15 protein-coding genes and 1 other RNA gene are annotated in these 18597 nt (G+C 72.7%); 7 read left to right on the top strand and 9 right to left on the bottom strand.

From position 1 onward, the window contains the following. Nucleotides 1-244 precede the first annotated feature (244 nt). Nucleotides 245-1741: an MFS transporter gene (locus ACFYSH_RS23315; protein ID WP_359471295.1), complete on the top strand. Its 1497-nt coding sequence runs from the start codon at nucleotides 245-247 to the stop codon at nucleotides 1739-1741. A 29-nt stretch (nucleotides 1742-1770) separates the two neighbouring features. Here ACFYSH_RS23315 and ACFYSH_RS23310 read toward each other — a convergent pair whose 3' ends face one another. From ACFYSH_RS23310 to ACFYSH_RS23285, 6 genes are all read right to left on the bottom strand, one after another. Further along, nucleotides 1771-2403 carry a response regulator transcription factor gene (locus ACFYSH_RS23310; RefSeq protein ID WP_359471313.1) on the bottom strand — a complete coding sequence of 211 codons (633 nt, stop codon included), beginning with the start codon at nucleotides 2401-2403 and terminating at the stop codon, nucleotides 1771-1773. 190 nt (nucleotides 2404-2593) lie between these two features. Then, nucleotides 2594-4132, bottom strand: coding sequence for a protein kinase (locus tag ACFYSH_RS23305; RefSeq protein WP_388754896.1), 1539 nt, complete (start codon nucleotides 4130-4132; stop codon nucleotides 2594-2596). A gap of 327 nt (nucleotides 4133-4459) precedes the next feature. Beyond that, nucleotides 4460-5641: a sensor histidine kinase gene (locus ACFYSH_RS23300; RefSeq protein ID WP_359474666.1), complete on the bottom strand. Its 1182-nt coding sequence runs from the start codon at nucleotides 5639-5641 to the stop codon at nucleotides 4460-4462. Nucleotides 5642-5670: 29 nt separating this feature from the next. After that, nucleotides 5671-6393: an ABC transporter permease gene (locus ACFYSH_RS23295; RefSeq protein ID WP_359474452.1), complete on the bottom strand. Its 723-nt coding sequence runs from the start codon at nucleotides 6391-6393 to the stop codon at nucleotides 5671-5673. Beyond that, entirely contained in the window at nucleotides 6393-7349 is a 957-nt protein-coding gene (locus tag ACFYSH_RS23290) for an ABC transporter ATP-binding protein (RefSeq protein WP_359474455.1), read from the bottom strand. Before ACFYSH_RS23290 ends, ACFYSH_RS23295 begins: the two co-directional genes overlap by 1 nt. Nucleotides 7350-7797: 448 nt before the next feature. After that, nucleotides 7798-9618 carry a hypothetical protein gene (locus tag ACFYSH_RS23285; RefSeq protein WP_388754891.1) on the bottom strand — a complete coding sequence of 607 codons (1821 nt, stop codon included), beginning with the start codon at nucleotides 9616-9618 and terminating at the stop codon, nucleotides 7798-7800. Nucleotides 9619-9814: 196 nt separating this feature from the next. Here ACFYSH_RS23285 and ACFYSH_RS23280 point away from each other — a divergent pair, with 196 nt between their 5' ends. From ACFYSH_RS23280 to ACFYSH_RS23265, 4 genes are all read left to right on the top strand, one after another. After that, nucleotides 9815-10855, top strand: coding sequence for an ABC transporter substrate-binding protein (locus ACFYSH_RS23280; RefSeq protein WP_388754888.1), 1041 nt, complete (start codon nucleotides 9815-9817; stop codon nucleotides 10853-10855). A gap of 120 nt (nucleotides 10856-10975) precedes the next feature. Beyond that, nucleotides 10976-11812: a Nif3-like dinuclear metal center hexameric protein gene (locus ACFYSH_RS23275; RefSeq protein WP_359474464.1), complete on the top strand. Its 837-nt coding sequence runs from the start codon at nucleotides 10976-10978 to the stop codon at nucleotides 11810-11812. Continuing rightward, entirely contained in the window at nucleotides 11809-12552 is a 744-nt protein-coding gene (locus tag ACFYSH_RS23270; RefSeq protein WP_359474669.1) for a C4-type zinc ribbon domain-containing protein, read from the top strand. The genes ACFYSH_RS23275 and ACFYSH_RS23270 overlap by 4 nt, the downstream gene beginning before the upstream one ends. Then, entirely contained in the window at nucleotides 12552-13808 is a 1257-nt protein-coding gene (locus ACFYSH_RS23265) for a bifunctional RNase H/acid phosphatase (RefSeq protein ID WP_388754884.1), read from the top strand. The genes ACFYSH_RS23270 and ACFYSH_RS23265 overlap by 1 nt, the downstream gene beginning before the upstream one ends. Before the next feature lie 42 nt (nucleotides 13809-13850). Here the strand turns inward: ACFYSH_RS23265 and eda are convergent, their stop codons facing one another. Further along, a complete protein-coding gene (eda, locus tag ACFYSH_RS23260; protein ID WP_359474471.1) occupies nucleotides 13851-14498 on the bottom strand; it encodes a bifunctional 4-hydroxy-2-oxoglutarate aldolase/2-dehydro-3-deoxy-phosphogluconate aldolase in 648 nt (215 codons plus the stop codon). A 69-nt stretch (nucleotides 14499-14567) separates the two neighbouring features. Continuing rightward, the gene (gene yaaA, locus ACFYSH_RS23255) at nucleotides 14568-15368 is read right to left on the bottom strand and encodes a peroxide stress protein YaaA (RefSeq protein ID WP_359474474.1); all 801 of its coding nucleotides are present in this window, start codon (nucleotides 15366-15368) and stop codon (nucleotides 14568-14570) included. A 210-nt stretch (nucleotides 15369-15578) separates the two neighbouring features. On the opposite strand from yaaA, the gene ACFYSH_RS23250 reads away from it, so the two are divergent. Both ACFYSH_RS23250 and rnpB read left to right on the top strand, forming a co-directional pair. Further along, on the top strand, nucleotides 15579-16112 hold the full coding sequence (locus ACFYSH_RS23250) for a TetR/AcrR family transcriptional regulator (RefSeq protein ID WP_359474477.1): 534 nt from the start codon (nucleotides 15579-15581) through the stop codon (nucleotides 16110-16112). Nucleotides 16113-16130: 18 nt separating this feature from the next. After that, an RNA gene (rnpB, locus tag ACFYSH_RS23245) (RNase P RNA component class A) lies at nucleotides 16131-16529 on the top strand. A gap of 145 nt (nucleotides 16530-16674) precedes the next feature. On the opposite strand, the gene ACFYSH_RS23240 is transcribed toward rnpB, so the two are convergent. After that, nucleotides 16675-18198, bottom strand: a complete 1524-nt coding sequence (locus ACFYSH_RS23240) for an FG-GAP-like repeat-containing protein (protein WP_388754880.1) — start codon at nucleotides 18196-18198, stop codon at nucleotides 16675-16677. Nucleotides 18199-18597 lie beyond the last annotated feature (399 nt).

Genomic DNA, 18597 nt, shown 5'->3' with positions numbered 1-18597 from the left:
CTCCGGGTAGGGGAAATGCGGGAAGTGAACAGGGTCGAGCATGCGGGAGCGCGCCGACAGGCAGCGCCGACCGCCAAGTGTGTGCATGTTGAACGCTTCCGTACGCCCGCGATATTCCGGTGAACGCGGCGTAAAAAGACGGCAGTCGGTGAGGTTCCTACGCCAGAGGGCGGAGGCCCGAGGAGACCGACCGGGGGCCCGAAACCGATGTACGGGGCACGGGTGGCCTGCGAGTATGACACGCATGGTTGACGTCTCCCCGCCCACGCCGTGTCCTGCCCGGCCGAGAACCCGGACGTGGGCCGTGGTCGCGGCCGCCTGCACCGGCCAGTTCCTGGTCGTCCTCGATGTGTCCGTCGTCAATGTGGCGCTGCCGTCCATGCGCGCGGACCTGGGACTGAGCGCATCCGGACTGCAATGGGTCGTGAACGCCTACTCCATCGCCTTCGCCGGATTCATGCTGCTCGGCGGGCGGGCCGCCGACATCTACGGCCGCAAGCGAATGTTCCTGACGGGGCTCGGCCTCTTCACCGCGGCCTCACTGGCCGGAGGGTTCGCGCAGGAGGGCTGGCAGCTCCTCGCCGCCCGTGCCGGGCAGGGGCTCGGCGCCGCCGTGCTGGCCCCGGCGACGCTCACCATCCTCACCGCCGCCGTCCCCGAAGGCCCCGCGCGGACCAGGGCGATCGGCACCTGGATGGCGGTCGGCGCGGGCGGCGGAGCGGCCGGCGGGCTGATCGGCGGGGTGCTCACCGACCTCCTGTCCTGGCGGTGGGTCCTGCTCATCAACGTGCCGGTCGGCGTCCTGGTCCTCGCCGGCGCGGCCGTGCGGCTGGCCGAGGGCCGGGCGGGCGACCGGCGCCGCGTGGACCTGCTGGGCGCCGTACTCGTCACGGCGGGCCTGGCGACGACGGCGTACGGCATCGTGCAGACCGAGGCCGCCGGCTGGACCGCTGCCGCGACCCTGGTGCCGCTGCTGGGCGGCCTGGTCCTGCTCGGCGTGTTCGTCCTGGTGGAGGCGAGGACGGCCGCGCCCCTGATGCCGCTGCGGGTCCTCGGGGTGCGCGCCGTCTCGGCGGCCAACGTATCGATGCTGCTGCTGGGTTCGGCGACCTTCGGCATGTGGTACTTCATGACCGTCTACGCCCAGAACGTCCTCGGCTACACGCCGCTGGAGGCCGGTCTCGCGCTCGTACCGAGCTCCGCCGCCGTCTTCGCCGGTGCGAAGGCCGCCCCCGCGCTCATGGCGCGGACCGGTGCCAAGCCCCTGGCCGTGGCCGGCGTGCTGATCGCCGCCGTCGGCTTCGGCTGGCAGTCCGCCATGGGGGTGCACGGCTCCTACCTCACCGCGGTCTGTCTCCCCGGGGTCCTGATGATGGCCGGGTCCGGACTGGCCTCCACCCCGCTGGCCGCCCTCGCCACCTCCGGCGCGGCACCCGGCGACGCCGGACTCGTCTCCGGCCTGGTCAACACCTCCCGCACGATGGGCGGGGCGCTGGGCCTCGCCGTGCTCTCCACGGTCGCGGCGGCCCGCACCGGGGGCTCGACGGGCGCGGCGGAGATCACGGCCGGATACGCGCTGGCCTTCCGCACGTCCGCAGGGGTGCTGGTGGCGGGAGCGGTGATGATGCTGCTCTGGCTGCCCGGGCGCGGGGAGAACCGCTCCGGCGGCCGGCCGGACACGCGGGCCGGCGCCCGCCGCGGGAGGGAAGCCACCCCGGCGCTGCACGCCCCGGAGGTGTGAGGCCCCGGGTGCGGGGTGGGGCGCGGGCGTCAGAGCCAGCCCTCCTGGCGGGCCGCGCGCATCGCCTCCATGCGGTTGCGGGTGTTCGTCTTGCCGATGGCCGAGGACAGGTAGTTCCGGACCGTGGACTCCGACAGGCTGAGCTTCGCCGCGATGTCCGCGACCGTCGCCCCGTCCGCGGACGCGTTGAGCGCGTCCCGCTCCCGCGGGGTCAGCGGACTCGGCCCCGCGCCCAGGGCGGCGGCGGCCAGCGCCGGATCGATCACGGTCTCGCCGCCCAGCACCTGCCTGATCGCCTTCGCCAGATCCCCGACCGGGCCGTCCTTCACCAGGAAGCCCGACGCCCCCGCCTCCATGGCGCGCCGCAGATAGCCCGGCCTGCCGAAGGTCGTCAGGATCAGCACCCGGCAGTCGGGCACTTCCGCACGGAGGTCGGCGGCCGCGTCCAGGCCGCTCCGGCCCGGGAGCTCGATGTCCAGCAGTGCCACGTCCGGGCGGGCCAGGAGCGCCTCGTCCACGATCCTGTCGCCGGTGGCCACCTGGGCGACGACCTCGAAGTCCGGCTCCATCCCCAGCAACAGGGCCAGCGCGCTGCGCATCATGCCCTGGTCCTCGGCGAGCAGGATGCGTACCGAACCCGTGGGCCGGTGGTCCTGCGGCATCTCGTTCACGGGCTCAGAGTAGGGCGCCGGGACGCCGGCGAGGGCCCGACGCGAGCACCTCGCCCGGTGGGACGCCCCAGCCGCGGCCCGCTCCCCCTCCCGGCCCGGCCGCAGTGGCCGGTCCCCGCCCGGCATGTGGCCTGCCGCGGCCGAGCTGTGGCATTCGCGATCGGCCAACCCGTCGGCCGACTCACGTGATGCTCCCAGCGGGTGGCTGCTTGAGGTCGAGGACTCGCTGATAGAGCTGGCGGGCGCGTTCGTGGTTCCCGGCGTCACGCTCCAGGTCGGCCCAGTACATGAGTACGTCGGCCCTCTGATCGGATGGACCGTCGGCCTCGGTGCTCTGCCGGAGCAGCCTGCGGGCTTCCTCCAGATCCTCGGCCCCTACCTCGAGCACGGCCAGATTCCACGACGCTGCCATGACCGTGCCCCATCCGCCGATGTCGATCGCCTGCCTGAAGAAGCCGCGGGCGTCCTCCACGTTTCCGGCGTCCTTCTCCAGCAGGCCCCAGCAGTTGAGCGCCCAGCCCCTGTGCCAGGGAGGACCGGTCTCGACGACTTGCTGGTACAGCTTGCGTCCCTCGTCCAGATTCCCGGCCTGCGTCTCGAACCAGCCCAGGCCCTTGCGCGCGTCGGCCGTCTGCTCAGGGGTGCCGTCGGCGTCGATGACCTGCTGGAAAAATGTGCGTCCCTCATCCAGATTCCCTGCGTCCGCCTCAAGATTCGCCAGGCGGAGCAGCGCGTCGACATGGCGGTGCAGTTCCCGGTCACGCTCCCGGTCATTCGGACGCCCCCGGTCGGCCGCGTCCTCCTCGTCGGCCTCCGGCTCGGTCCCGGGGGACACCGTGTCGTCGTGTGTGGGAGGGGTGACGTCCCGTTCGGCAATCATTGTGGTGAGGGCGGGCGGTAGCCATGAGTCCCCCGTCCCGTCCGGGATGGCCACCCGGTCGAGGATCTGTTCCACGGTCGGACGTTGCGAGGCGTCCTTGGCCAGGCAGTCCGCGACCAGCGAGGAGAGGGACTGGGGCAGCCCAGACAGGTCCGGACGCTCGTGCACCACCCGGTAGTTCACCGTGTGCGGGATGCCGGCTCCGAAAGGCGGGCGGCCGGTCGCCGCATAGGCGATCACGACGCCGAGGGAGAACACGTCCGACGCCGGCCCGGTACGATTTCCCAGAAGGTGTTCCGGAGCCATGAAACCGGGCGTCCCGATGGCCATTCCTGCGCTGGTGAGGTGCGTGTCCTCGACTGCCCGAGCGATGCCGAAATCAATCAGCCGGGGGCCGTCCGCTGCCAGCAGGACGTTTCCCGGCTTGAGGTCACGGTGCACCATCTCGCAGTCATGTACGGCGGCCAGCCCTTCCGCAAGCCCGGCAGTCAGCAGCCCCAACGCGTGCTCCGGCAGCGGACCGTATCGCCCGATGGCCTGGTGCAACGAGGGGCCGGGAATGTAGGCGGTGGCCAGCCACGGCGGATCAGCCTCAGGATCGGCGCCTACGACGTGTGCGGTGTAGAAGCCGCCGACCCGCTGTGCGGCCGCTACTTCGCGCGCGAAACGCTGTCGGAACCCGGCGTCCACTGCCAGCTCAGGCCGTACCAGCTTCACCGCCACCAGGCGACCGCCACGGGAACGGCCCAGAAACACCTGCCCCATCCCGCCCCCACCCAGCCGCTTCAGTAACTGGTACGGCCCGGCCACGGTCGGGTCCCCGGCCTGCAACTCCTCCACGCTGCCCCCTTCGAGCGTAGACCTCAGCGCCCGGGCCGGAGATCGTGAGACTCTCGTAACCCATGCTTTGCTGACGCCATTACCCCTACTCAGGACGCAGCTACCGCCCCGGCAGTTCTGGCGTCGGTCGACTGAATGGGCACCGGCACCGCACGAGGGGCGCTAGTGCCGCATCAGCCAAGGTTCGCCCCGTCGCGACGCCCGGCACGCACTCTCGCCGCACCGGCCGAAAGCCCGAGTACATCCAGTACAAGGGCTTCCGGCCGGCACGCCGATAGCACGCACCTGACGCCGCTCCTTGACGGGCAAACCCTGACTGACGCGGCACTAGCCGCAGTCACCCTTCTCGGCGCCGCTCCGCTCATCGGCCGGCAGCACCGCGGTCACGACGAAGCCGCCGTCCGGCCCGGGGCCCGACTCCAGGGAGCCGCCCGCCGCCGCCAGCCGCTCGGCGAGACCCTTCAGTCCCGTACCGCCGGTCGTGGCGGCCGGGCGTTCCGCACCGGCGCCCGCCCCGTCGTCGGTCACGGTCAGCCGGACGCGCTCGGGCGTGGAGTCGAGGGCGAACTCGCAGCGGGTCGCGCCGCTGTGGCGTACGGCGTTGGTGACCGCCTCTCTGGCGACCCAGCCCAGCAGGGCATCGGTCTGCGGGCCCGGCGCCGGACCCGAGCGGTGGACGGCCTGCTCGATACCGGCCGCGGCCAGCACCGGGGCGGCCCGCTCCAGCTCGGTGGTCAGGCTCCCCTGGCGGTAGCCCGTCACCGCCTCACGGATCTCCGTGAGCGCCTGACGGCCGACGGACTCGATGTCGGCGACCTGCGCGAGCGCGGCGTCGATGTCGCGCGGGGCGAGCCTGCGCGCCGCCTCGGACTTCACGACGACCACCGACAGGGTGTGGCCCAGCAGATCGTGCAGATCACGCGAGAAGCGCAGCCGCTCCTGCTCGACGGCGCTGCGGGCCAGCTCCTGCCGGGTGGCGCGCAGCTCCATCACCGTCTCGGAGAGGGTGAGGATCGCGGCGGTCACACCGCCGGAGATGAAGGTGCCGTAGCCGATCGTCCAGGGCTCCGACACATGGTCACCGCGCCACACGGCGATGGCGCACGCGCACCCCGCCAGGACGATCAGGCCGACGCCCAGCCGCCGTCCGCGCAGGATCGTCCCGCAGGCCAGCGAGAACAGCGGGAAGAACAGCAGCCAGTTGCCGCCGTACGCGATCGCGAGACCGAAGGTGATGCATCCCATCGCGGCCAGCAGCACGTAGGACGTGACGCTCTCCCGCCTCCGCCGGTCGAACCCCCGGAACATCACCGAGACGTAGAGGGAGTTGAAGGCCAGCAGCCCGATCCCGCCCACCCAGGGGTTCGACGTCTCGCCCTGCCAGAGGTTGGAGAACGCGCCGAGCCCCATCAGCAGCGTGGGCAGCAGGGCGTACGGACCGGGAGGGCCCGGCCGGAACCGCCGCCGGCTCCTCCTCGGCTCCGCCTTCTCCTTCGTCCCCTCGGGCACGGTCGTCTTCTCCGGCGCTGTCACTTCACTCACACGGTCCTCGCCGACCGGCGGTAGGACACCACGGCGTAGCCGCCGAACAGCAGCAGCCACGCGGTCAGTACGGTCACGGATCCGATCTCCGGCGCGCGCCCGGCGATCACCGCCCAGCCCAGGTCCGCGAACCCGTGCGCGGGGGTGAACTCCCCGACCGTACGCAGCCATCCGGGGAACGTGGCGAGCGGGAACCACAGCCCGCCGACGATCGCGAAGGCCATCAGACAGGCCACGTTCACCACACCGGTGCCCTGCGGCGTGAGCCGGTAGCCGTTGCCGATGCCCAGCAGGGTGAAGGGCAGCGCGCCGATCCACAGCAGCAGCACCAGGGCGGTCCACTGCCAGAGGGCCAGCCGCACCCCGTTGACCAGCGCCCCGGCCAGCAGGATCGTCACGATCGTCGGCAGGACCGTCACCGACCCGCTGGTCGCACGGCCCGCGACCGCGCGCCCCGGGTCCAGCGGTGTGATCCTCAACTGCCGCAGCCAGCCGAGCGACTTGTCCGACGCGATGCCCGTACCAATCGCCATCGCGGAGCCGAGCGCCCCGTAGGCGGCCATGCCGACCATCGACGACGCCTTCCAGTCGTCGTAGGTGCCGGCCCCGCCGATGTTGGTGAAGAGCAGATACATCATCACCGGCATGCCCGTCCCGAAGATCAGGAACGTGGGGTCGCGCAGGGTCCGGCGGATCTCCAGAGCGATGTAGGCGTACATCACACGGCCTCCTTCTCGAAGTCGGCCGCATCCGGGGAGCCCGGTGCGGTCAGGGAGAGGAACGCGTCCTCCAGGGTGGCCCGTTCGACCTGGAGACCGCGCACCGCGCCGATCCGTGCCAGCTCGACGACGGTCGCGTCCGAGTCGTCCGTACGCAGTAGGGCCCGGTCCTGGCGCACCTCGACGCCGATGACACCGGGGAGTGTGTCCAGCCCCGCGGGCGGGCGGCCCGCCAGGTCGACGGAGACCAGGCTGCTGCCCGCCGAGCGCTTGATCGTCTCGCCGCTGCCGTCCGCGACGATCCGGCCGCCGTGCAGGACCACGATCCGGTCTGCGTTCGTGTCCGCCTCCTCCAGGTGGTGCGTGGAGAAGAGGACGGTGGTGCCGCGCTCCGCGAAGGACCGGATCGAGACCCAGAACGCGCGCCGCGCCTCCACGTCCAGGGCGGCGGTCGGCTCGTCCAGCACGACCAGTTCGGGATTCCCGGCCACCGCCACGGCGAAGCGGACCCGCTGGATCTGCCCGCCGGACAGCTTGTCGATGCGCCGGTCCGCGTACTCCGACACCCCCGCGAGGTCCAGCGCTTCGGCCACCGGCAGCGGCCGCGGATAGAGGGCCGCGACGAAGCGGACCAGCTCGGCCACCGTCACCCGGGGGATCGGACGGCCGTCCTGGAGCATCGCGCCGGCCAGCCCCGCGCGGACCGCCCGGTCCGGGGTCCGGCCGAGGATGCGCACCGAGCCGGAGTCGGGGTCATCGAGGCCCAGCAGCAGGCTGATCGCCGTGGACTTGCCCGCGCCGTTACGTCCGAGCAGGGCGACCTTCTCGCCGCGGGCCACCGTGAGATCGATGCCGTCGACGGCCCGGACGGTCCGTTCCGCTCTCCCGAATGTCTTGACGGCCGCGGTGAGCTCCACCGCCGGGCCGGTTCTCGTGATCCCCGTCATCTGCGTCATGACGATGAAGCTACGGGCCGGGGCACCCCCGGCGGCAGGGGCGTGTGTACGGACTCCGGCAGGACAAATGTCCTGGGTCCACGGCCTGTTGGGACCCGGGACCGACGAAGGGCCGCCGCAGCCGGATGGCTGCGACGGCCCTCGGGTCGTACGGAGCGGTGTCAGGCCGCCGCGCTGCCACCCCCTTCGGAGGGACGGCGATGGCGGCCGTGCGGCTGCGCGGTCACGCTCTCCGCAGATGCGCCTCCTCGGTGCTTTCCGTAGCCGCCGGCTTCGGCCCGTTCCGTGTCCGCCTGGGGCGGACGCGTCTGGGTCGTGTCGGTTCGGGCTTCAGACATGTGGGAAGTCTCCCCGTTGCAATCGCTTACGTGTGTGTCGCAGCCCCGCCGCCGCCCGAAACGGTCACCGTCGGCATCCGCACGGAACAGCCGCGTGACCCGGATCCACCCTATCCAGGTCCCGTGCGCCCGGTGAGAGGTGCCTGCCCCAGCGGGACGGGCGTGCACACCCCGCGCGCAGGGGTCGTCCCGGACGCGTGCGTTCCGTGGGTGACGGCCGTGTGGGGCTCGTCCGCGGGGGCCTCCATCAGCGCCACCGCGCAGGGCGCGCCCTCCTGTGCGTACGGCAGGTGCAGGATCCCCTCCCGGGTCCAGAAACCCGCCCCGGCCAGCCATCCGCCGGGGGCCGCGACCTGGTGCAGCCGGCGTCCCGCCGGACGCCACAGCCCCACCCAGCTGCCGGCCGCCCCGTCGATCCGCAGGGCCACCGCGCAGCTCTCCGGCATCAGCATCTGGCCGGGCTGCACGGCGAACGGCGTCACTGTCTCGTCCGGCCTGCGCAGGCACTCCGGGAAGCGCACGGGAAGGCAGCTGCCCAGCACACCCCAGCCGAGCCGGTCCTGGCCGGGCGCGTCCGACCGGACCAGCAGCAGCCCGCTGTCGGCGTCGGCCAGCAGCAGTCTGTCGTTGCTCTCCGGTGCGATCTGCAGCAGCGGGCTCACCACCCCGCCACGCCCCAGGTCCACGACGACCGCCTTCACCGGGCCGCCGCCCGGCATCTGCCGGTCGACGGCGAGCAGCCGGCCCTCGCGGTCCAGCCAGACGCCCGCCGAACAGCGCCCCGGGACCTCGGCGACCTGCTCGGGGCCGAACGCGCCGCCCGCCACCAGCCAGACCCCGGTGGAGCGTTCGCCGGGGAGCAGGGCGTAGGCGCCCATGCCGTCCGGCGACGGGGGCAGGAGCGTGAGCTCCGCGCAGTCGAGGGCACCCAGCGGGATCTCGCCCGTGCCGGGCCCGGTCGGGTAGAGGAGCGAGAACGAGTGGCGGCTTGGCGCTGCCTGACGCCGGAACAGGACGCGGCCGTCCGACAGCGGCAGGACGTCGGAACCGGCGTCCTCCGGTTCGTCGAGGGGCAGGAGCACGGCGTACGGCTCGGGCCCGTCCAGCGTCCAGCGCTCGGGGAACCAGCCCGGCCCCGCGGCCTCCCCGGCCGGCGTGAGCCGCGCCGCGTACGCGTGGCCGGCGGCCAGGGTGAGCGCGGGCGGGACGAGAGGTGACGGCGGCAGAGACGTTTTTTCGCCGCTGTCCGCCGGGGCTGCCGGGACGGCGGCGGTCGCGGGCTTCGGCGGGGCTGCCGGTGATGCTCCCGAGGGCGCGGAGGGGGCCGGCGGCGTCGGCGGGACCAGCGGTGCGGGCGGTGCCGCGACCGGGGCCTGCGGTGAGGAGGGGCGCGGGGGCACGGAGACGCCGGCCTTGCGGGACACGAGGCGAAATCCCCCCGGCGCACCTACGGCGCCGCGCAGTCCGCCCGGCGACCAGGGCCCGCTGCGAGGCCCCCTCGGCACCTCGGGCACGCCGCGCGGTCCGTCCGCCGACGCGGAAACGTCGCGAGGTCCGCTCGGCGCCAGCGCCTCGGGCGCCTGTGCCCCTGCCGCCCCGACGTCTCCGGCCGTGCCTGCGCCGACCTGCCCGTCCGGCGCCTGTGCCCCTGCCGCCCCGACGCCTCCGGCCGGCCCCGCACCGGTCTGCCCGTCCGGCGTCACCGCCCCGGCCGGATGATCCGCACCCGCCCGCGCCGCATCCGCCCGCGCCGCATCCGCCCGCGCCGCATCCGCCCGCGCCGCATCCGCGCCGACGCCCCGCGGGCCCACGGCGGGCGGTTCCACGGGCTCGGCCGGTTCGTCGGGCTCCGCCGGCCCCTCCGTGGGGCCGGCCGCCGTGGCGGTCCTCGCGATCCCGGTGGTCTCGTCCTCGATGGCACAGGCAGTCATGGTCCGGTCACCTCCGGCAACCGAAGCTAGGTTTCGCACTCCCCACGGACAACACCACCCACACCACTTCACACATAAGGGTGCCGATGTCCTGATTCGCCTGCGGAGGCGGGGGCGAGTGTGCTGCCGAAAAGTGCAGAGATAAGGTGAGCCTTCCCTAAGAATTTCCTGTGTACGTCCCGAACCGGAGCAGAACATGTCCCTCAGACGCCGCGGCACCGCCGCGATCGGTCTCGCGGTCGCAGCCGCCCTCTCCCTCTCCGCATGCGGCGGCGACGACACCGCGGGCGGTCCGGCGGGCGGCGACGCGGGCAGCGACAAGAAAGCGGCCGTCGCCACGGGAGGCAAGGACTTCGCCGACGCGGCGAAGAAGACCGCGGAGTACGGGACCGACGCCGCAGCCGGCGTGTTCCCCCGTACGCTCACCCACGCCATGGGCAGCACCGAGCTGGAGGCCGCGCCCGAGCGGGTGGTCGTGCTGGACGTGGGCGAGTTCGACAACGTGGTCTCGCTGGGGGTGAAGCCCGTCGGCTACGCCCCCTCCGAGGGTGACGAGGCCGTCCCGTCATACCTGGAGAAGGCCGCCGGGGACCCGGTGAGCGTCGGGACGATCAACAGCCTCAACCTCGAGGCGATCGCCGGTCTGAAGCCGGACCTGATCCTCGGCAGCCAGCTGCGCGCCGCGGACATGTACGACGAACTCTCGAAGATCGCGCCGACCGTCTTCTCCATCCGCCCGGGCTTCACCTGGAAGGAGAACTACCTCCTGAACGCCGCCGCGCTCGACAGGACCACGAAGGCGAAGTCCGAGCTCGCCGCCTACGAGGCGAAGGCGAAGAAGCTCGGCGCGGACATCGGTCCCGACAAGCCGACCGTCTCCATGGTCCGCTACATGCCGGACAAGATCCGCCTGTACGCCAAGGCATCCTTCATCGGCACGATCCTTCAGGACGCGGGTCTGCCGCGACCCGAGAACCAGCGGATCGACGACCTCGCCACGGAGATCAGCTCGGAGAACATGGACCAGGCGGACGCCGACTGGATCTTCACCGGTGTCTACGGCGACGCGAAGGCCACCGAGCGCGACACCGCCCGCGCCAATCCGCTGTGGAAGAACCTCGCCGCGGTGAAGGCCGGCCAGGCCGAGGACGTACCCGATGAGACCTGGTACCTCGGTCTCGGAGTCACCTCCGCGAACCTGGTCCTCGACGACCTCCGCGGCCACCTCGTCAAGTAGCGGGCCGAAAGACGCCCCGGGCGACGACGCGGGTAACGATTCGCCCCGGCCGCCGGTCCGCCCGCATGGGCCCCGGCGGCCAGGGGCGGCGGGGTACGCCGGGCAGGTAGCCTTTCCCCCGTGCCCCGTCTGTCTGAAGTCATCGCCGAGCTCGACGCCCTCTGGCCGCCCGAGCGGGCCGAAGGATGGGACGCCGTCGGCACGGTCTGCGGTGATCCCGCAGCGGAGATCGACCGGGTCCTCTTCGCCGTCGACCCCGTCCAGCGGATCGCCGACGAGGCCCGCTCCCTCGGCGCCCAGCTGATCGTCACCCATCACCCGCTCTATCTGCGCGGTACGACGACGGTCGCGGCCTCCACCTTCAAGGGCAGGGTCGTGCACGGGCTCATCAAGCACGACATCGCCCTGCACGTCGCGCACACCAACGCCGACACCGCCGACCCCGGGGTCTCCGACGCCCTCGCCGCCGCCCTGGACCTGAGGGTCGCCGGCCCCCTCGTGCCGGACCCCACCGACGCCGGCGGCCGCCGCGGACTCGGCCGGATCTGCGAGCTCGACCACCCCGAGAGCCTCCGTGACTTCGCCGCCCGCGCCGCCGCGCGGCTGCCCGCCACGGCGCAGGGCATCCGGCTGGCCGGCGACCCGGACGCCGTCGTGCGCCGGGTCGCGGTGAGCGGTGGCTCCGGCGACAGCCTCTTCGACGCCGTACGGGCCGCCGGTGTGGACGCCTTCCTCACCGCGGACCTGCGCCACCACCCGGCCTCCGAGGCCGTCCAGCACTCGCCGCTCGGCCTCGTCGACGCCGCACACTGGGCCACCGAATGGCCCTGGTGCGAGCAGGCCGCCGCGCAGCTCGACGAGATTTCCGACCGCCACGGATGGGACCTGCGGGTCCATGTCTCGAAGCAGGTCACCGACCCCTGGACCACCCACCACTCTTCTGGAGCCCCCAACTGAACGCCGCGCCCGCCGACCAGATCCGACTCCTCGAAGTCCAGGCACTCGACGTACGTCTGTCGCAGCTCTCCCACAAGCGGACGTCGCTCCCCGAGCACGCCGAGCTCGACGCGCTCCACAGCGACCTCGCCCAGCTGCGCGACCTCCTCGTCGCCTCGCAGACCGAGGAGAGCGACACCACCCGCGAGCAGACCAAGGCGGAGCAGGACGTCGACCAGGTGCGCCAGCGCGCCGTCCGCGACCAGCAGCGGCTCGACTCCGGCGCTGTCTCCTCGCCGAAGGACCTGGAGAGCCTGCAGCGCGAGATCACCTCGCTGGCCAAGCGCCAGGGTGACCTGGAGGACGTCGTCCTCGAGATCATGGAGCGCCGCGAGTCCGCCCAGGAGCGCGTCGCCGAACTGACGGAGCGTGTCCGCGCCGTCCAGGCGAAGGTGGACGACGCCACCGCCCGCCGGGACGCCGCCACCCAGGAGCTCGAGGCCGAGGCCGCCACCGTGACCAAGGACCGCGAGGTCGTCGCCGGTGCCGTACCCGCCGACCTGCTCAAGCTGTACGACAAGCTGCGCGCCCAGCAGGGCGGCGTAGGCGCGGCCCGGCTCCACCAGCGCCGCTGCGAGGGCTGCCGCCTGGAGCTGAACATCACCGAGGTCAACGACGTGAAGGCCGCGTCCCCCGACACGGTGCTGCGCTGTGAGAACTGCCACCGCATCCTGGTGCGCACCGCGGACTCGGGCCTGTAGTGTCCGCTCCCCGCAGGCTGGTCGTCGAGGCCGACGGCGGTTCCCGGGGCAACCCGGGGCCCGCCGGCTACGGGGCGGTCGTCCTCGACCCGGCCGACGCGGCGACGCTCGCCGAGGCGGCCGAGTACATCGGCGTCGCGACGAACAACGTCGCCGAGTACAAGGGCCTGATCGCCGGGCTCAAGGCGGTCAGGGAGCTCTTCCCGGACACGGATGTACAGGTCCGTGTCCGGATGGACTCCAAGCTGGTGGTCGAGCAGATGTCGGGCCGCTGGAAGATCAAGCATCCCGACATGAAGCCGCTCGCGGCGGAGGCCGCGAGCATCCTGCCCGCTTCCTCGGTCACGTACGAGTGGATCCCGCGCGAGCAGAACAAGCACGCCGACCGGCTCGCCAACGAGGCGATGGACGCGGGCAGGCGGGGCGAGCAGTGGGACGCGGCGTCCTCGACGGCCGACATGGAGACGATGCGCACGCTGGTCCTGCCGGAGCCCCAGCTGCCTCCGTCCGGCCCGCCCGGCGACGCGGCGGCGGGCGCGGCGAAGGTCCGCGCCGCGATGGCGGCCGCCCGCCCGGTGGCCGCCGCCGCGTCGGCGACCCCGCAGGTGGGCTGGGGGAGCGCACCCGACCTGGGCGCGCCCGCCACCTTCATTCTGCTCCGGCACGGCGAGACGGCCCTCACCCCCGAGAAAAGGTTCTCCGGCAGCGGCGGCAGCGACCCGGTGCTCTCGGAGGCCGGCCGCCACCAGGCCGCTCGCGCCGCGGAGGCATTCGCCGCCCGGGGCGCGGTCCAGGAGATCGTGAGCTCCCCGCTGCGTCGCTGCCGTGAGACGGCGGAGGCCGTGGCGGCCAGGCTCGGCCTCCGGGTCCACATCGAGGAGGGTCTGCGCGAAACGGACTTCGGGGTCTGGGAGGGGCTCACCTTCAGCGAGGTGCGGGAGCGCTACAGCTCCGACCTCACCGCCTGGCTGGCATCCCCCGACGCGGCGCCCACGGGCGGGGGCGAGAGCTTCGCCGAGGTGGCGGAACGGGTGTCGCAGACACGCGACCGGCTGATCGCCCGTCACGCGGGCCGCACGGCGCTCCTGGTCACGCACGTCACCCCGATCAAGACGCTGGTCCGGCTCGCGCTGGGGGCCCCGCCGGAGTCGCTGTTCCGCATGGAACTCTCGCCCGCCTCGGTCTCGACGGTGGCGTACTACGCGGACGGGAACCCGTCGCTGAGGCTCCTCAACGACACCTCGCACCTGCGTTAGCGGCGCGCGGGCCCGGGGCCTTGTCCCGGCCGCCCGCAGGGCTCAGCCGCGGCCGAGCGCCGATGCCTCGGCGGCGAGCCGCTCCACCCGGGCCCAGTCCTTCGCCGCCACCACGTCACCGGGCACCATCCAGCTGCCGCCCACGCAACCGACATTGGGCAGGGCGAGGTACGACGGCGCCGAGGCGAGCGAGACACCGCCCGTCGGGCAGAACCGGGCTTGGGGGAGCGGGGAGGCCAGAGCCTTCAGATAGGCGGTGCCACCCGCGGCCTCGGCCGGGAAGAACTTCATCTCCGTCACTCCGCGCTCCAGCAGCGCGACCACCTCGGACGTCGTCGAGACGCCCGGCAGGAACGGCACGCCCGACGCCTTCATCGCGTCCAGCAGGGCGTCCGTCCAGCCCGGGCTCACCAGGAAGCGCGCTCCGGCCGCGACGGTCTCCGTCACGTGCGCCGGGGAGATCACCGTGCCGGCGCCCACCACGGCCCCGGGGACCTCCGCGGCGATCGCCCGGATCGCGTCGAGGGCGGCGGCCGTCCGCAGCGTGACCTCGATCGCGGGCAGTCCGCCCGCGACGAGCGCACGGGCCAGCGGCACCGCGTCGGCCGCGTCCTCCAGTACGACGACGGGGACGACGGGGGCGAGGTCCAGGACGGAGGCGGACACGGCGGCGGGCGCGGAGGAGGTCATGGGCTCATCCTGCCGCGCGAACCGCACACTGCGCAACGCGCGTTGCGTATGTTGCAACGCAGAGGCGTCTCAGTGGATGTCGGTGACCACGACATCGAGTGCCCACGGCCGTCCCGCCCGTCCGGGAGCCTGCCCCTCCACCACGTAACCGAGGTCGCGCAGCGCCTCCATCAGCTCGGCCGGGCCCTTCGGCCGGGCGCCGGCCAGCAGCAGATCGCGGACCATCCGGCCCTTCGTCGCCTTGTTGAAGTGGCTCACCACGGACCGCTTCTCCACCCCGTTCACCCTCTGGGACTGGAGCACCCGCACACTCGCCGTCCGCTCCGCGACCTCACCCGCCGGCTTCCACGCACCGGCGTACGCCGACGAGCGCAGGTCCAGGACCAGTCCGTCCCCGGCCACCTCCGGCATGGCCGATGCCATCGGGGCGCGCCAGTACGCGTTCAGCGCACCGAGCCCCGGCAGCTTCACCCCCATCGAGCAGCGGTACGAAGGGATCCGGTCGCCCACCCGCACCGCGCCCCACAGCCCGGAGAAGACCAGGAGGGACGTACCGGCCCGCCGCTTGGCCGCCGCGTCCAGTGTGGCCAGGCCGAGGGCGTCGTACAGCACTCCGGTGTAGATCTCCCCGGCGGGCCGGGCCCCGGCCGTGCGCAGCTCGGCGTTCTTCGCGATCTCACCGCGCAGCCCCTCGCTCAGGCCGAGCACCTCGCGGGCCTTGTCCTCGTCCGCCAGGCACAGCTCGACCAGCTCGTCGAGGATCGCGGCCCGGGCGCCGGCGAGGCCCGGCAGGGACAGGGACTCCGGCTTCAGCGGTGCTCCGCGCCCCGAGGCGGCCTTACCTTCGGAGGGCGGCAACAGCACGAGCACGGGGTTCTCCTTCTGACGTGGCACAGGGCTCCGCGCGCTCGGGAGCCCTCGGCAAGGGTACGGCCGCAGACCCGGAGCCGTGCGAGGCGCTGTTCGTACCCCCTGGCCCCGACCGTGCAGGTCGTCGACGACCGGCTTGTCCGTATCTCGTACGATCACGTCCTCGGCTACGGAACGCGTACCGACTCCGTACCAGGGAAGGTCTCCTGCGTGACTGACCTCGCCACGGCCCCCGCGGCCGGCCGGCCCCAGCAGATCATCGTCGCCGCGCGCGCCCTCCTGGAGGCGGAGGGCCCCGGAGCGCTCACCATGCGACGGCTGGCCGACCGGGTGGGCGTCAAGGCGCCGTCCCTCTACAAGCACTTCCCGGACAAGTCATCCGTGGTGGCAGCCCTGGCCGCAGAGATGCTCCGGGAGACCGCCGGGGTCCTGGCCGCCGCCGAGGCGGCGGCCCCGGGCTCCTTCTCCGCACTCGCCACCGCGTACCGCACCTACGCCCTGGCCCACCCGCACCTCTACCTCCTCACCATGGGCCGCATCCTGCCCACGGCGGGAGCGGCGGACGCCGCCGCAGCCCCGCTGTTCCGCGCCGCCGGGGGTGACGAGGACCGGGCCCGGGCGGCGTGGGCCTTCGCCCACGGGATGGTGGTCCTGGAACTCAACGGCCGTTTCCCCCCGGGTGCCGACCTCTCGGCGGCCTGGGAGGCGGGGATCGCGGCCTTCGCCGCCACCCCCGGCGGGTAGCATGGTCACCACGGCAGACGAGCCGGGCGGACGGCCGCGTGAGGATCCCGGATCCTCCCGAGGAACGTCCGGGCTCCACAGGGCAGGGTGATGGCTAACGGCCACCCGGGGTGACCCGCGGGACAGTGCCACAGAAAACAGACCGCCGGGGACCTCGGTCCCCGGTAAGGGTGAAACGGTGGTGTAAGAGACCACCAGCGCCTGAGGCGACTCAGGCGGCTAGGTAAACCCCACCCGGAGCAAGGTCAAGAGGGAGCACCCCGGTGCTCCTGCGCGAACGTCCGAGGGCTGCCCGCCCGAGTTCGCGGGTAGACCGCACGAGACCGGCAGCAATGCCGGTCCTAGATGGATGGCCGTCTCCCCGGCCGCCGCGAGGCGACCGGGCGACAGAACCCGGCGTACAGCCCGACTCGTCTGCCGCCACCTGCGGCTTTGCCACCGAAGAGCCTCCGACCTGCGTCGGAGGCCCCTTCCGGCTGCCGCCAGAGGCTCCTCGTGGGTGTGCGGCTCGGCGTCGCGCTTCTGGCCGTCGCGCATCGCATGGAGTCGCACGGGCAGTCGGTCAGCTGATGGCCTTGATGAACTCCCAACCCCCGGTTCCGACCTTGACGCTCGGGCCGTCGATCGGGCCGTGGATGTCGGATCCACCCTTGTAGAACCACAGGGTGCCGTCGCCCGCGGTGGTCCACATGTCGGCGATGCCGTTACGGTCGGCATCGGAGGCACCGGCGATCAGGGGCCGGTTGGTGAGGGTGTACGAGTGCCCGTACTCGGTCCGGTCGCTGAACGTTCCGTTGGACTGACCGAGGTAGATGTACAGGATGCCGGTGTTGGTGTCGCGGGCGAGCAGGTCGACCCGGCCGTCCTTGTCGGCGTCGCCCGGGGCGGACAGGGACATGACGTTCCAGCCGCCGTTCCCGATCAGGACGGGTGCGCCGACGGAGGGAGTGTGGCCGGTGACGCCTGGGTACCGCCACAGCTTGTTGTCGTAGGTGACAAGGAGGTCGGGCTGTCCGTCAAGGGCGACATCGCCGACGCCGACCACCCGGGCGGTGGTGGGCAGACTGCCCATCTTGACCGGCGACCGGAGCTTCCCGTCGCCCAGGTTGGGGTAGACCCGCAGTTCGCCGCCGACGATCGCGACGAGGTCCTCCATGCCGTCGCCGGTCCAGTCACCGCGGTGGGTCACCGAGGCGCCGGACCATCCTCCGGTGCCGATCTCGATCCTCGTCCCGAGCGCACCGGTGCCGGTACCGGGGTACAGGCGCAGCTTGCCCTCGTTGTCGATCGCCACGAGGTCCGGCTTGTTGTCACCGGTCAGGTCGCCCGCGACGGGGGACGCCGTGTCCGTGATCCAGCCACGTACGTCGTCGACGCGGGTCGCGACCGCTCCCGTGCGGGTTTCCGTGGCCGGCGTGCCGAGGCAACCGCCCTGCCAGGACCTGCTGGTGACGGCGACCAGTTCCTGGACCGCGCCCGTGGTGCGGATGACCGGTCCGCCGGCATCCCCCTGACAGATGACGGCGTCGTCCGCGGCCGTCAGGGTCACGTCTGCCGAGCTGTCACCGACTGCGTTGAAGGAGCCGGTATGGAGCTGGTCGGGGACCCAGGCCGTCCTTGTGCGGCCGAATCCCGCAACCGTGACGCTCTCGTCGGCCGTGACGGCCGTGGTGGCCGTAGCGACCGGCTTCACGCCGGCGACGCCGGTCGCCAGCTTCACCAGAACCAGGTCCCGGCCGGGGTGGGGGACGAGTTCGACCGCGGCCCGAGTGGCCCCGGCCGTGGTCTGGGTCAGGTCGGTCCGTCCGACCGTGACCGTGGTCGGAGTCCGGGGCGCTCCGGCCGTGACGCCGCCGGCCGGGTCCGCGAAACAGCTGGCGGCCGAGAGAACCCACCGGGGCGAGACAAGAGTGCCGGAGCAGGCACGCTCGGAGTCACCGATGACGATCTTGGCTGTGTGGGCGAAGGACGCTGTGGCCGGTGTCCCCTCCACGGCGGATGTCGGCGAGCCGACGAGCACACCGGATATGGCGGCGACGACGGCAGCGCCGCCGAGCCACGCGTTGCGTACAGGTCTGTGGGACAAGAGTTCTCCAACGAGTGATGAGAAGGGAGCCGTTCGGAGGGTTGAGGGAGCTGCGGGTGTGGACCGTGCCGCCGTGCGGCCCTGGCCGCTGGTCATCCGCGAGGCCGTCCGCGGAGAGCCGGCCCGGCGGGGCCTCCCCGCGGCCTGCTCGTACCGGCCCCGAGCGACGTACGGGTTCGGCGCCAGCACGGTGAGCAGCTGACCCGAGGCACTGACATCGCCTCAGGTGCTCATGCGTCATCAGCTCCCGCACCGTCGGACGTCCACCCCGTGCGGGAGACGCCGTCGTCACGCATGGCAACCACTCGTTCCCGGTCGTCCCGTGCGGAACTCCGCGGGACGACCGGGAACGATGTCATGGACTGCATGCGGCCGGACATGAACGCGATCTTAGGCGCC

It is taken from the genome of Streptomyces sp. NPDC005791, from assembly GCF_042871485.1.
Lineage (GTDB): Bacteria > Actinomycetota > Actinomycetes > Streptomycetales > Streptomycetaceae > Streptomyces.
This window is presented reverse-complemented; position numbering and strand designations above follow the sequence as displayed.